The 14,321-nt window shown below is 46.6% G+C and carries 13 protein-coding genes; 3 read left to right on the top strand and 10 right to left on the bottom strand.

Going from position 1 to position 14,321, the window contains the following annotated elements; translation table 11 throughout:
• Nucleotides 1–139 precede the first annotated feature (139 nt).
• A complete protein-coding gene (locus A4V09_RS04005) occupies nucleotides 140–1,588 on the bottom strand; it encodes a L,D-transpeptidase family protein (RefSeq protein WP_065541207.1) in 1,449 nt (482 codons plus the stop codon).
• 190 nt (nucleotides 1,589–1,778) lie between these two features.
• Between A4V09_RS04005 and A4V09_RS04000 the strand changes: the two genes are divergently transcribed.
• A complete protein-coding gene (locus A4V09_RS04000) occupies nucleotides 1,779–2,699 on the top strand; it encodes a radical SAM protein (RefSeq protein ID WP_065541206.1) in 921 nt (306 codons plus the stop codon).
• A gap of 49 nt (nucleotides 2,700–2,748) precedes the next feature.
• Here the strand turns inward: A4V09_RS04000 and tpiA are convergent, their stop codons facing one another.
• From tpiA to gap, 3 genes are all read right to left on the bottom strand, one after another.
• Nucleotides 2,749–3,498, bottom strand: a complete 750-nt coding sequence (tpiA, locus tag A4V09_RS03995) for a triose-phosphate isomerase (protein ID WP_065541205.1) — start codon at nucleotides 3,496–3,498, stop codon at nucleotides 2,749–2,751.
• Between the two features lie 45 nt (nucleotides 3,499–3,543).
• Nucleotides 3,544–4,737, bottom strand: coding sequence for a phosphoglycerate kinase (locus A4V09_RS03990; RefSeq protein ID WP_065541204.1), 1,194 nt, complete (start codon nucleotides 4,735–4,737; stop codon nucleotides 3,544–3,546).
• A 401-nt stretch (nucleotides 4,738–5,138) separates the two neighbouring features.
• Entirely contained in the window at nucleotides 5,139–6,158 is a 1,020-nt protein-coding gene (gap, locus tag A4V09_RS03985) for a type I glyceraldehyde-3-phosphate dehydrogenase (protein ID WP_065541203.1), read from the bottom strand.
• A 208-nt stretch (nucleotides 6,159–6,366) separates the two neighbouring features.
• Here gap and A4V09_RS03980 point away from each other — a divergent pair, with 208 nt between their 5' ends.
• Nucleotides 6,367–7,167: a histidinol-phosphatase HisJ family protein gene (locus tag A4V09_RS03980; protein ID WP_065541202.1), complete on the top strand. Its 801-nt coding sequence runs from the start codon at nucleotides 6,367–6,369 to the stop codon at nucleotides 7,165–7,167.
• A gap of 645 nt (nucleotides 7,168–7,812) precedes the next feature.
• Here A4V09_RS03980 and mnmA read toward each other — a convergent pair.
• Genes mnmA through A4V09_RS03960 form a run of 4 tightly spaced genes read right to left on the bottom strand, consistent with a single transcriptional unit; the run spans nucleotide 7,813 to nucleotide 11,033 of the window.
• Nucleotides 7,813–8,889 carry a tRNA 2-thiouridine(34) synthase MnmA gene (gene mnmA, locus A4V09_RS03975; protein WP_065541201.1) on the bottom strand — a complete coding sequence of 359 codons (1,077 nt, stop codon included), beginning with the start codon at nucleotides 8,887–8,889 and terminating at the stop codon, nucleotides 7,813–7,815.
• The gene (nifU, locus tag A4V09_RS03970) at nucleotides 8,889–9,326 is read right to left on the bottom strand and encodes a Fe-S cluster assembly scaffold protein NifU (RefSeq protein ID WP_065541200.1); all 438 of its coding nucleotides are present in this window, start codon (nucleotides 9,324–9,326) and stop codon (nucleotides 8,889–8,891) included. The genes mnmA and nifU overlap by 1 nt, the downstream gene beginning before the upstream one ends.
• 39 nt (nucleotides 9,327–9,365) lie before the next feature.
• Complete coding sequence (gene nifS, locus A4V09_RS03965) at nucleotides 9,366–10,565, bottom strand: cysteine desulfurase NifS (RefSeq protein ID WP_065541199.1); 1,200 nt, start codon at nucleotides 10,563–10,565, stop codon at nucleotides 9,366–9,368.
• Nucleotides 10,566–10,577: 12 nt separating this feature from the next.
• Nucleotides 10,578–11,033, bottom strand: coding sequence for an RrF2 family transcriptional regulator (locus A4V09_RS03960; RefSeq protein ID WP_065541198.1), 456 nt, complete (start codon nucleotides 11,031–11,033; stop codon nucleotides 10,578–10,580).
• A 162-nt stretch (nucleotides 11,034–11,195) separates the two neighbouring features.
• On the opposite strand from A4V09_RS03960, the gene A4V09_RS03955 reads away from it, so the two are divergent.
• Nucleotides 11,196–12,527 (top strand): polysaccharide biosynthesis protein, encoded by a 1,332-nt coding sequence (locus A4V09_RS03955; RefSeq protein ID WP_065544626.1) that lies wholly within the window; start codon nucleotides 11,196–11,198, stop codon nucleotides 12,525–12,527.
• A 20-nt stretch (nucleotides 12,528–12,547) separates the two neighbouring features.
• Here A4V09_RS03955 and A4V09_RS03950 read toward each other — a convergent pair whose 3' ends face one another.
• Nucleotides 12,548–13,930: a M56 family metallopeptidase gene (locus A4V09_RS03950; RefSeq protein ID WP_065541197.1), complete on the bottom strand. Its 1,383-nt coding sequence runs from the start codon at nucleotides 13,928–13,930 to the stop codon at nucleotides 12,548–12,550.
• Nucleotides 13,931–13,942: 12 nt separating this feature from the next.
• Complete coding sequence (locus tag A4V09_RS03945) at nucleotides 13,943–14,302, bottom strand: BlaI/MecI/CopY family transcriptional regulator (protein WP_065541196.1); 360 nt, start codon at nucleotides 14,300–14,302, stop codon at nucleotides 13,943–13,945.
• Nucleotides 14,303–14,321: the final 19 nt, after the last annotated feature.

Here is a 14,321-nt window from a genome sequence, read left to right as displayed (position 1 = left end):
ATTTCAACAGAAAACCGCAAAAACAATATATGCGTTTACACCTTCCCGCGTCACAGCACTGCTGTTTCTTGTATATAAAGGCAAAATCCTGATTTCCGGACATAGTTACAGCCGGAGCATATAAACTCCGGCTGTTTTCCTAATACACTACGATCGGTGTATTCACCTCAATATTATTGTAAATCATTTGTACCGCATCAAACGGCGTGTTGACACAGCCATGAGAACCATTGCTCAGATAAATATCACCGCCGAAAGCATCCCTCTTCACCAGGTCATGGATTCCCACGCCGCCGTTGAATGGCAGCCAATAGGTAACCGGCTCTTCATAGTCAATACTTCCGTCCGGCTTTTTACCCACAAGAGTGAAAGGACTCTTTTTATCTTTCAGATTCCAGGCACCTCCTGCCGGTGTTGCATGTCCTGTGTTTGGATTACCCGTCACTACCGGAGTATCAACAACAAGGCTGCCGTTTTTGTAGAACCACATATGCTGCTGGGAAATGGATATCTCCACATAAGTGCCGTCAATCTCATTGCCGTCATGTTTCTGTGCCTTGTACAGCCAGGTCACTTCCAGAGTTGTACTCTGTCCGGCATTGAGCGTGTTCATCAGGGACTCTGTGGTCTTATCCTGCCACAACTGCCAGCCATAGTCGCCTCCGGTAAGATGAACCGTACTTCCGCCTGTAGTAACAAAGTCTCTTGCTTTTCCTTTTGTGTTGTATACTGTGGAAAGATCAATAATATATTGCTTCACAGTAGGCTCGTCAAAATAATAATTGCCAGCGTCGTCTTTTTTCAGCCAGGATTTCAAAAGGTCTCTGGTGATCGTTTCCTGTCCATGTCCAAAATCCAGAACGATCTGCATGGTGGTCAATGCATTCAGCTTATCTCTTTCCTGGGTCAGAGCCGTGTCATCCTGCCGTACAGCAGGTGCCTGATAACAGCCCGACTCCTCCAGGGAGACTTCCTCTTTCCGTCCGTTCACAGCATCCTTGACCGCCTTCACTGTCTTTTCCTGATCCAGGGTATTGCCTTCCACCTCTGGGACAATCTGATATGCTTCCCCGGTATCCTCCAGATAAGCATCCTGCGGCGCTGTCATATTTTCCGGCTTGAGACAGGCCAGGCTGCTGATAACCGTATCTAGACTTGCCTCGTCATAAGAATTATCCAGGCTCACCTCATAATTCTTATTTTTTGCCAGGCTGAATATCCACAGCCAGGAATTCTGGTCCTTCAAAAGCTGTTCTAATTCTCCGTCATCCTTATAAGTCAGCTTAATGTCAGCAGCCTGTACCACATCCTGCTTGTCATCCCGCTCTTTGATGGTCAGTGCATATGTTTCCGCTTCCTTTTTGATGATCTCCTTGATGTAGTCCACTGATTTTTCACTACAGTCATATCCATTGATGGTAGTTCCGCTGTAGAATTTGTCCCTGTAATAATACCCTACCGCACAGTAAATCCCTACCACTGCCAGCATCAGCACGATCAGCAATGCTATCAGTATTCTTTTGACAACCTTGCTTTTTCCCTTATTCTTTTTTTCCGTTTTTTTGTTTTCTTTTGTTTTTTTACTCATTTTCACACCCTTTTAATTATTAGACGCATTTCTCCCCTAAAAAGTTTCACACGGATTATTTTAACGCAAAATACGACAAAAAGGAAGAGGTTTCAGGCATACACTTGAAATTTTAGGAAATTTTCATTATGATGTTAATAAAACGAAACAGTTTTGGTAAAGAAATGAAATGTTTGGAGGAAAATCGCTGATGAACCAGACGGACGAATATAAAAATTGTTCACTCTGCCCAAGAAACTGCCATGTTGACCGTCACTTGCGCAAAGGTTACTGTCAATGTACCGACAAACTGATGGCGGCCAGAGCTGCCCTGCACCATTGGGAGGAGCCGTGTATCAGCGGTACAAAAGGCAGCGGCACTATTTTCTTCACGGGCTGTACGCTCCGCTGCTGCTTCTGCCAAAATTATTCCATAAGCAGCCAGGGATTTGGAAAAGAAATCTCTCCAGACAGACTGTCTGAAATTTTCCTGGAGCTGCAGGATGCCGGAGCCCACAATATTAATCTGGTAACACCCACTCAATATCTTCCCACCATCCTCCCTGCCCTTGACCGGGTAAAAAGCCGTCTTCATATACCGGTTGTCTACAACTGCGGAGGATACGAAAAGCAGGAAACCCTTGCACTTCTGGATAGCTATGTGGATATCTATCTGCCGGATTTAAAATATTATGACAGTGGACTGTCCGCGCGTTACTCCGGGGCATCCGATTATTTTTCCGTAGCTTCCAAAGCCATTCAAATTATGATAGATCAGAAGGGGGCACCTGTCTTTGACAAAGACGGCCTTTTGAGAAGTGGTGTCATCATCCGGCATATGGTTCTTCCCGGCAGCCGGAAAGACTCCCTCCGTCTGCTGCACTGGATAAAGGAAACGCTTCCGGATGACTGCTATCTCATCAGCCTGCTGAGCCAGTTTACTCCTTTCTATAAAAGCAGTGAGCATCCAAAGATCAACCGCAGAATTACCACATATGAATATGAAAGTGTACTGAACGAAGCCATCCGCCTTGGCCTCACCGACGGATATATGCAGGAAAAGAGCAGTGCCAAAGAGGAATATACCCCGCCCTTTGACCTTGAGGGAATCCAGGCCCCGGCTCTTCTCTGAAAAAAAGCCCTCCCTTTTACAGGGAAGGCTTTTCTAATGCTGCAATAGATTATTTGTAGTTGACGATCTGTCCAAAATCCGGTTTGAGGGAAGCGCCGCCTACCAAACCGCCGTCAATATCGTTCTGAGCGAACAGTTCCGGAGCTGTCTTAGCATTTACAGATCCGCCGTACTGGATACGGATAGCTTCTGCAGTTGCCTGGTCATAAACTTCAGCGATACATGCGCGGATGTCTGCACAAACTTCCTGTGCCTGCTCTGTAGTCGCTGTTTTTCCTGTTCCGATAGCCCAGATTGGTTCGTAAGCGATAACCGCTGTCTTAGCCTGGTCTGCTGTCACACCCTGAAATCCAACTTTAACCTGCTGACGGATAAAGTCCATGGTCACGCCCTGTTCTCTCTGCTCCAGAGTCTCCCCGCAGCACATGATCGGAGTGATTCCGTGTTCAAATGCTTTCAGCATTTTTTTGTTTACCGTCTCATTTGTCTCTGCGAAGTATTCTCTTCTCTCAGAATGACCTAAAACGACATATTTTACACCTGCGTCTGTGAGCATGTTGGGAGCGATCTCGCCTGTGTAGGCACCTTTCTCCTCATAGTACATGTTCTCAGCGCCAACCTGGATGTTTGTGCCTTTGCAAGCCTCCACCACCGGGATGATATCAATTGCAGGCACGCAGAATACTACGTCCACTTCTTCGTTTGCTACCAGAGGTTTTAATGTGTTTACTAATTCAACTGCCTCGCTGGGAGTCATGTTCATCTTCCAGTTACCAGCAACAATTTTTCTTCTTGCCATAATCCGATTTCCTTCTTTCTATATTCCCGCAAGCTGCGGGATATTTTATTTATCGTTAGCTGCTGCCACACCCGGCAGTTCTTTGCCTTCCAAGAATTCCAGGGAAGCACCGCCTCCTGTGGAGATGTGTGTCATCTTGTCCCCATATCCCAGGATATTGACAGCTGCTGCTGAATCACCGCCGCCGATAATGGTGGTAGCGTCTGTATCAGCCAGTGCTTTTGCAACTTCCTCTGTTCCATGAGCAAAATTGGGCATCTCAAAACATCCCATTGGTCCGTTCCATACTACAGTCTTGGCATCTTTCACAGCTTCACAGAAAATTTTCTCTGTCTCAGGTCCGATATCCATGCCTTCCCATCCGTCCGGGATCTCACCGCGTTTTGCCACCTGGATGTTGCAGTCATTTGAGAAGTCATCACCAATACGGTTGTCCACCGGCAGTAAAAGTTTTACGCCTTTTTCTTCTGCTTTTTTCATCATATCCAGTGCATACTGCAGATAGTCATCCTCACAGAGAGAGATACCAATGTGTCCGCCCATAGCCTTTGAGAACGTGTAGGACATTCCGCCGCCGATGATCAGGGTGTCCACTTTGTCAAGCAGGTTGTTGATAACAGAAATCTTGCTGGAAACTTTAGCGCCGCCTAAGATTGCAACAAAAGGTCTCTTAGGATTGTCCACTGCATTTCCCAGGAAGTCGATTTCTTTCTGCATCAGATATCCGACAACTGCGGTATCTACAAACTGTGTCACACCAACATTGGAGCAGTGTGCTCTGTGGGCAGTACCAAATGCATCATTTACAAATACATCGCACAGAGATGCCAGCTCTTTGCTGAATGCCTCTCCGTTCTTCGTCTCTTCTGCACGGTAACGTGTATTTTCCAGTAAAATAACATCTCCGTCTTTCATTGCCTGGGCAGCAGCCTTTGCATTTGGTCCGACTACTTCCGGGTCAGCGGCAAATTTTACTTCCTGTCCCAGTAATTCTGACATTCTCTTTGCAACAGGTGCTAAAGATAATTCCGGTTTTGCTTCTCCCTTGGGTTTGCCCAGGTGAGAGCACAGGATCACTTTTCCGCCATCAGCGATCAGCTTCTTGATAGTTGGAAGAGCTGCTACCAGACGGTTTTCATCTGTGATCTTACCATCCTGAAGGGGAACGTTGAAATCACAGCGGACTAAAACTTTTTTACCTTTTACGTTGATGTCATCAACTGATTTTTTGTTGAGCATTGGATGATGCCTCCTTTAATATTTGTTCTTGTAACAGTTCAGTATCCCCACAGTTGCAGGCAAAGATCCATGCATAATTGCCTTTTGCCATGGAATTTTGCTAGGCTGCGGAATGTTTCCTTACGGTCAACGCAGTGAATGGGCAGACCTGCTGAATCGTTACTTGTTCTTATCAAATAATACTTCCCATTTCTCGAATGGACGAAAGAAGCCCGGTCCAAAATAGACCGGACCCCTTAATGAGTCATTATTCATAACTATTCCATCAATGGTGTAGTTACGAGTATCCGCCCACTAAAACCGCTTTGCGATGGAGCGAGTACCTGCTGCCGCCACTCTTATGCACGGTCTGCGCAGTAAATACACAGGCCCGGCTGAATGGTTATCTTTATTCTTAATGATTATTTCTCTAATAATTTTCCGAAGTATTTGATTGTTCTCACCATCTGGCTTGTGTAAGAATTCTCATTGTCATACCAGGAGATAACCTGTACTTCTGTTGTGCCATTGTCTAACGGCATAACCATTGTCTGAGTTGCATCAAACAGAGAACCATATCTCATACCGATAACATCGCTGGATACGATTTCATCTGTGTTGTATCCGAAGGACTCTGTAGCCTGCTCTTTCATGATCGCATTTACCTGATCTACAGTTACTGTTCCGTCAACAACTGCTGTCAGAATTGTAGTAGAACCTGTTGGGGTCGGAACACGCTGAGCAGATCCGATCAATTTGCCGTTCAGTTCCGGGATAACCAGACCGATGGCTTTTGCAGCACCTGTGCTGTTCGGAACGATATTAACTGCTGCTGCACGGGATCTTCTTAAATCACCTTTTCTCTGCGGTCCGTCCAGTGTCATCTGATCGCCTGTGTAAGCATGGATCGTGCACATGATACCGGATTTGATCGGAGCCAGGTCATTTAATGCTTTTGCCATTGGAGCCAGGCAGTTTGTTGTACAGGAAGCAGCTGAGATGATGTTGTCATCTTTTGTCAGTGTCTCATGGTTTACATTGTAAACGATGGTCGGAAGGTCGTTTCCTGCCGGAGCGGAGATAACAACTTTCTTAGCACCTGCTTTGATATGTGCTTCTGCTTTATCTTTGGATGTATAGAAACCTGTACATTCCAGAACTACATCTACACCAATCTCTCCCCAAGGAAGTTCTTCAGCTTTTGCTTTTGCATAGATCTTGATCTCTTTTCCATCAACTGTGATGGAGTCTTCACCTGCTGTTACTGTATCGCCAAGTGCATATCTTCCCTGTGTAGAGTCATATTTCAGTAAGTGAGCTAACATTGTCGGAGATGTTAAATCATTGATCGCTACGATTTCAAATCCTTCTGCTCCAAACATCTGTCTGAAAGCCAGACGTCCAATACGTCCAAATCCATTGATTGCTACTTTTACTGCCATGTTATTCATTCCTCCTAAAAGTGTTTGTATTCCGTGAGGTTTCTATTAAGATTGTTAAAGAAACATCAACCTATTTGATATTGTACCTAATCTGAGACAAAAATTCAAGCATAAAATGAAAAATCGTTCCAGTTTTACATTCTCTTTATGTACAATTCCCTTTCTTTCCTATATAATTAGAGCAGCAAAAGAAAAGGAGATGTCATCTATGTACGCAGATCATCACATGCACACATCATTTTCCAGTGACAGTGAAGCCCCTATGGAACATATGGTTCTTGGGGCTATTCACAGAAATATGCCCAGCATTTGCTTCACGGAACATATGGATTTTGATTTTCCTCCCGGAGAGTTTGATTTTTTGGTGGATATGCCGGCCTACCAGGAAAAACTAATGGAACTCAAAAAGAAGTATGAGGATAAAATAGAGATATATTTCGGCATGGAGCTGGGACTTCAGCCCCATCTGACCGGAAAGCTGCCCGCCTTTACAGCCAGCTTCCCCTTTGACTTTATCATCGGCTCTGTACATGTTGCGGACGGATGTGACCCCTATGACAGGATATTCTTTGAAAACCGCAGTGAGGAGGAGGCTTACCGCAGCTACTTTACCTGTCTTCTTCATAACCTGAAAGTCCATTCCTGCTTTGATGTATGCGGCCATATTGACTATGTGGTGCGCTATGGCCCCAACCGCAACCTGTACTACTCCTACGAAAAATACAGAGATATCCTGGACGAAATCCTTTGTGTGCTGGTGCAGAAAGGCATTGGTCTGGAGTGCAATACAGCGGGCTTCAAATACGGCCTGGGCCACCCCAATCCCACAGAGAACATACTGATCCGCTACCGGGAACTGGGCGGCGAAATCCTGACCCTTGGCTCCGACGCCCATGCACCGGAACATATCGCCTATGATTTTGAACGTGCAGGAGCGCTTTTAAAGGAATGCGGATTCAATTATTATACTGTTTTTAAAAACAGAAAACCGGAATTTCTTCCTTTATAAGTATAATTCCGTTTCCAAAAAGCAGCAGTCCGGCAGTTGTGCAGGCCCGAAAACAGCTCCTCCCTTGGATCTTCCCTGTGCGGCTGCCGCATTGGCGCTTTATTATGGCAGCCATTTCAACTGACTGCCATATACGATTTTAGGTATCACAGTGCAGTAAATACTGTCCAGCTCTTCCCTGCAGCGCATTTGCCTATGCTCTTTTTCCATACAGTCCGCCTTTCCCAAAATCCTGTATTCCACGCCAAACAGGCGGCATATATTCCGGGAATCATAAAAACCATTCTTTACATAAAAACTATTCTTCTTCTGCGAACCTGTTTTTCCGTCTCCCGGGCTGCAAAAGATGGTTCTTCAGACTCTACCATGCCCAGATTCACACCAAATACATCCTGAAGTGCCCGAAGACACGCGCTTCCATATCCTCTGTCTCTCAGGGACGGCAGCACAGCCAGATGATCAATGAGATCTGTTCTGCTCTATGAGCGTCAAGATACTTTTCATCGGTTTGGGCTCTGCCCTTGCGTCCCCAGCATGTCCCGCCTTTTAAACTGATAGCAAACTTTAAGGAGACGAATCTAAAACCTGCCCGGAAAACAGAAAGCTAAAAAATCTGTTTCCCAGGCAGGTTCACCATATAGATCATTATAAAATAATACCGCCCCCGGCAACATATTCTCCGTCATAGAAAACAACTGCCTGCCCGGGCGTGACGGCTCTCTGAGGTTCATCAAAGATCACCCGGATCCTATCCTCATCCTCTCTGTGAATGACAGCGGGAGCACCTCTGTGATTATATCTTATTTTTGCCATAACACGCATATCCTCCCGCAGATCGGGAATGGACATAAAATTGATCCTGTCACAGACAAGTTCTCTTTGAAACAGATCCTCATTTTCTCCGATCACCACCTCATTGCTCTCAGGGCGTATCTCTGTCACAAAGACAGGATGTCCCATTGCAAGGCCCAGGCCTTTCCGCTGTCCAATGGTATAATGGGTAATCCCCTTATGGCGGCCGACCACCGTACCGTCTGCCAGCACATAATTGCCTTCTTCGATCTTATTCTGGGTATTTTCTTCTATAAACCCGGCATAATCCTTATCCGGCACAAAGCAGATTTCCTGGCTGTCCTTTTTTTTCGCCACAGGAAGGCCAATTTGTTCTGCGATCTTTCTGATTTCATCTTTTTCATAGACACCCACAGGCATCAGCGTGTGGGAGAGCTGGAACTGGGTCAGATTGTACAGGGCATATGTCTGGTCCTTCCCTGTGGCATCTGACATTTTCAGGGAGTATCTGCCGCTGTCCGTCTGCACGATTTTAGCGTAATGGCCTGTGGCGATATAGTCTGCGCCGATTTCCATACTCCTTTTCAGAAGGGATTCCCACTTCACATAGCGGTTGCAGGCAATACAGGGGTTGGGCGTCCGGCCGTCCAGATATTCCCCTATGAAATAGTCAATGACGTTTTCCTTAAACTCATTCTTAAAATTCATCACGTAGTAGGGAATCTCCAGCATATTCGCCACTCTTCTGGCATCATCCACTGCGCTTAAACCGCAGCAGCCGCCGTTCTCCTCCTGGACTGCATTGTCCTCATCCTGCCAAATCTGCATGGTGACTCCAATGACATCATATCCCTGTTCTTTCAGCAGATAGGCCGCCACCGAGGAGTCCACACCGCCGGACATCCCCACAACTACCTTCTTTTTTTTCATTAATACTCTTCCTCTACTTCCTCTTCGGAGATATCACTCTTGGGCTTATCCAGGCCCTCAATCTTAATTCCATGCTTTTCCGCATAATCCCAGAGAGCTGCGTGGATAGCCTCCTCCGCAAGCAGGGAACAGTGTACTTTTACGGGAGGAAGTCCGTCCAGGGCTTCCATGACCGCTTTGTTTGTCACCTGCAGGGCTTCCTGAATGGTTTTTCCCTTCACAAGTTCTGTAGCCATACTGCTGGTTGCCACTGCGGCGCCGCAGCCGAAGGTTTTGAATTTGCAGTCGTGGATAATGCCGTTCTCGTCAATATCCAGATACATTCTCATGATATCTCCGCACTTGGCATTGCCTACGGTTCCCACACCGCTGGCGCCTTCAATCTCTCCCACATTTCTCGGATTCTGAAAATGGTCCATTACTTTTTCACTGTACATAATATATTTCCTCCATAATTTGTCTGTTTTATTATTTTCTCAGGCCCTGCTCTGTTTTTGTTTCTGTTTTTTTACGAAATCCTCAAACAGCGGAGAAAGTTCACGCAGACGGTTTACAATCTCCTTTATCTGATCCAGTGTATAATCCAGATCTTCTTTTGTTGTCTCCTCGCTGATGGTCATTCTGAGAGAACCGTGGGCGATCTCATGAGGCAGGCCAATGGCAAGCAGTACATGGGACGGGTCCAGGGACCCTGAGGTACATGCAGAACCGCTTGATGCTGCGATCCCCTTCATATCCAGCATGATCAGAAGGGATTCTCCCTCAATAAACTGGAAGCTGACATTAATGTTATTTGGCAGACGCCTTTTTGCATCGCCGTTCAGGCGCACATAAGGAATCTCATTTAAAATTCTGCCGATAAAATAATCCCTGAGCTCTATCTCTTTCTTTGTGCGCTCCTCCATAGTCCTGGCTGCGCGCTCTGCTGCTACACCGTATCCCACAATAGCCGGCACATTCTCTGTTCCTGCCCTTCTCTTCCTCTCCTGGGCACCGCCATGTACAAAGCTGCGGATTTTCACGCCCTTGCGGATATATAGGAAACCAATTCCCTTTGGTCCGTTGATTTTATGGCCGCTGGAACTCAGCATGTCGATATTCATCTCATCCACGTGGATCGGAACCTGTCCGAATGCCTGTACCGCATCTGTGTGGAATAAAATATCGTGTTCTTTTGCGATCATACCAATCTCCTTGATTGGCTGGATGGCGCCGATCTCATTGTTGGCAAACATAATAGAGATTAAGATCGTCTCCGGTGTGATGGCTTTTAACAGATCATCCATTTTTACGATACCATTCTCATCCACATCCAGATATGTCACCTTTGCACCGCGTTTCTCCAGATATTCACAGGTGTGCAGAATGGCGTGATGCTCAATCTTTGTGGTGATAATATGGTTTCCTTTATTTTTATATGCCTCAAATGCCGCTTTCAGCGCCCAGTTATCTGCTTCGCTGCCGCCTGCGGTAAAATAAATCTCTTCTGCTTTTGCGCCCAGCACTTCTGCGATCTGTCCTCTCGCTTTGGTGATGGCCTCTTTACTCCTCTGTCCGATCTCATAGATGCTGGATGGATTTCCATAGCTTTCTGTGAAGTACGGAAGCATGGCATCTACAACCTCCTGTGCTGTCTTTGTTGTTGCTGCATTATCCAGATATATTGTTGTCTTCATATTTCCTCTCTCCTAATTGTCACATTTTTGCACCTGAATCTGCCCCTTATCCCGCATAATGCGGCTTTCCTCTACGAGCTGGTCCAGCATGATGGAATCTACGGTTTCTTTTATACTATTATTGATACGCTGCCATACATATCGGGTGACACATAAGTCAGCACCCTGACAGCTATGTTTTTCTCCTCCATTACAGGTAACGGCATCCAGACTGCCTTCCAGTGCCCGAAGGACATCCCCTACGGAGATTTCACCGGCAGGTCTGGCAAGCTTATATCCGCCCTGCGCACCGCGGACACTTACTACCAACCCGGCACTCTTCAACTTGCGCACCAGCTGTTCCAAATAACTGTCAGAAATATTCTGGCGGGTTGCAATGCTCTGTATGGAAACAGCCTCTGATTCACTGTACAAAGCCAAATCAATCAGGGCCCTCAAGCCGTACCTACCTTTGGTTGATAATTTCAAATCATCACCATCCTTTTCAAATTCCGACTGTTTTACTCGGATTTAACTGTAGAATATCATTCTTATCCTGTTCTGTCAAGATGCTTTTTGGAATATATTGTGAAAAAGGCTATAAAAGTTACTGTTGCTTTCTCTGCGGCTAGTAACTATAAAGGACTTCTTATGGATAACAAACATATTTTGCTGAAAGGAACACTTATCCTGACTCTGGCCGGTTTTCTGACAAAAATCCTTGGGTTTCTCTATAGAATATTCCTGTCGCAGACAATTGGTGCACAGGGGATGGGTATCTACCAGCTTATCTTTCCCATCCACACCCTCTGTTTTGCACTGACAGTAGGAGGGATCCAGACGGCGATCTCCCGCTTCGTGGCCGCCAGGGTTGCTCTGAAGGATGAACAGGGCGCCCGGGATATTTTTCTGATCGCCACTTCCCTGTCCATGGCTATATCCTTTGCCGTCACCTTTTTGCTGTACCGCCATGCCTCCTGGTTTGCCGTACATATCCTGCTGGAGGAGCAGTGTACAGATCTGCTGCGCGTCTCCTCCCTGTCCATTCCTATGGGCACCTTCCATTCCTGCGCCTACGGTTATTATATTGCCAGGAAGAAGACCGGGATTCCCGCATGGTCCCAGCTTGTGGAACAGACTGCCCGCATGAGTGCCACTTATCTTCTCTATTTAGTATGGACCGGGGAAGGCCACCCGCTCACACCTATGCTGGCAGTTGTGGGGCTTTTTGCAGGAGAACTGGTCTCCATGCTTTTTTCCCTGCTTTTTATTCTTTGGGATTACAGAAAGTATCATTACCAGATCAGCAATATCCATGCGCCCGGAAAAGATTTAAAAGACATTGTGTCCCTGTCCCTGCCGCTAACAGGCAACAGGCTGTTTATCAATATCCTTCACAGCATGGAATCTGTACTGATCCCCGGCCATCTGCGGCTTTTCGGCATGGACAGCGCCTCGGCACTCTCTGTCTATGGTGTACTGAATGGTATGGCGCTGCCGCTTATACTTTTCCCCTCTGCCATCACCAATGCCGTCTCAGCCATGCTCCTGCCCTCCGTGGCAGAAAACCAGGCAATAGGAAATTATAAAAAAATACGGAGTCTTATCTTCACTACCACACGTTACTGCCTGCTTCTGGGCTTTCTCTCCACAGCCGTTTTTTATTTTACCGGAGATTTTATGGGGCTGTTTTTATTTAAAAATGAGTTTGCGGGAACCTTTATCAAGACGCTCTCCTTTATCTGTCCCTGCCTGTATCTCTCCAGCACGCTCAGCGGGATCCTGAACGGATTGGGGGAGACAGGAAAATATTTTGCCCAGAACCTTCTTGGCCTTTCCATCCGTCTGCTTTTTGTATTCTTCATTATTCCCAAATTTGGCATTCTGGGATATCTGTGGGGCCTGCTGGTCAGTGAACTGGCAATCACCCTTCTCACTCTGTATTTCTTAAAGGATTACATGAAAACAGCGCCGGGTGAATAAACCCAGCGCTGTTTTAACAACTACTTTATCTGGTATGGGATAGCAATCACTTTACAGATTTCCCTGTACCTGAGCGGTGAAATTTTTACGCCCTCTCTGGCGTTGCTGGCATGCACCACTTTGCCGTCTCCCAAACTGATCGCCACGTGTTCCGGTACTTGATCCTTTCCGTAAAATACAATACTGCCCGGTCCCGGGGTTTCCCCGTCTGCTTCCTGCCCCTGTCCGGCCATGTCCTTCATATGGTCCGGAAGAGATATTCCAAACTCCTGATAAACAGCTTTCACAAATCCCGTACAGTCCGTTCCGCCTAAAAGATTCTTTCCATTATACATATACGGTTTGCCCACAAGTGATCTGGCATAAACTGCGGCCTGTTCCCCCAGCGTAAATTTATCTTCCACTTTCAGGTGAACTTTCAAACCTTCTGCCTTTATACCGGTGCCTGTAAAAAACAGCACTACAGGCACTCCAATGAGAAGGGCTGCCGCAAACGCACTGCCGGCGGTCCATTTTCTCACCTTCATGACAGCTCTCAGTCTGCCGGCCATCCATTTTTCAGAAAACCGTACTCCTGATATCTTCCCCCATTCCCTTTGTTCTTCCAGTCCCAGAAGAAGCATGGCATATTTCTCCCTCTGGTTCGGCCAACCGGTCTTTACCACCTTTTCATCACAGGCCAGCTCCATGTCACGCTGGGCCAGGAAAAAAAGGATCCACACCACAGGATTAATCCAGTGCACACAAAGGGCTGCTGCCAGAAGGTACTTTAACCCCACATCCATTCTTCTGATATGGATCCACTCATGTTCCAGCACATAGGCCAAAGCTTCCGGATCTAAAAAATGAAATCGGGAGGGCAGAAGAATGACCGGGCGAAGGATACCATAAGTCATGGGGGAGGAGATGGTATCCAGGGTTCTGATGCGGACCTGCCGCCTGCATATATGCTTTTTCTGCCAAGATCGTACCTCTTTGCTCCCTGTCGGCAGGGAAGTTTTCGCGTGTAGTACAAAGCGGATATGTACCAGAAGAAAAAAACAGGCCATCGCCACGGCACCTGTTATCCAAACACAAAATCCCACAGAAACCCCGCCTGCTTTGCCTGCTGCGGCTGCCTGCAAAACATCATGCCCCATTTGAACTGCCCCTGTGTCCTCTCCCGCCACGATCCCATGGCCTGAAAATATTTTATTGGACCGGATACTACAGCCGGTCCTTTGCCATAAGCTGTAGATATTCCATTTTGTCTCCACAGAAAAGGGAATCAAAAGCCTAAAAGCTGCCGCCCACCATAAAAAAACAAAGGTGCGCTTAGGAATCCGGTAGAGCAAAAGCATTCTGAGAAAAACTGCCGTCAAAACCAGCAGAGATGCCTGTGTACCCATTATCCCAATGTGCATAATACACCTCGCTCACCTTAAATCTTCAACCAGCTTTTTCAGCCTCTCAATGTCTTCACGTTTCAGCTTTCTGCTTCCCAGTATGGATGCAACCAACAAATCCGGGGAACCATCATACATCTTATCTATCAGTTCCTGCGTCTCAAACTCCCTGGTCTCCTCGATGGTGACCAAAGGCCTGCAGATAAAATTAGGTTCTATTCGTTCTATGGCCCCTTTGTCGATACACTTTTTGATCACTGTGTATGTTGTCGTCTTGCTCCATCCAACCTGTTCTTTCAGACACATGGCTATTTCCCTGGCGCTGATCTCTCCCTTTTCCCACAGCAAATCCATTACTTTCAGTTCCGAATCAAATAACTTTACTGTCATGGCAAAGCTTCCTTCCTGA

This window comes from Blautia pseudococcoides (assembly GCF_001689125.2).
Lineage (GTDB): Bacteria > Bacillota > Clostridia > Lachnospirales > Lachnospiraceae > Blautia > Blautia pseudococcoides.
The sequence above is the reverse complement of the archived record's forward strand: the minus strand, read 5'-3'. Positions and strand labels throughout refer to the sequence as shown.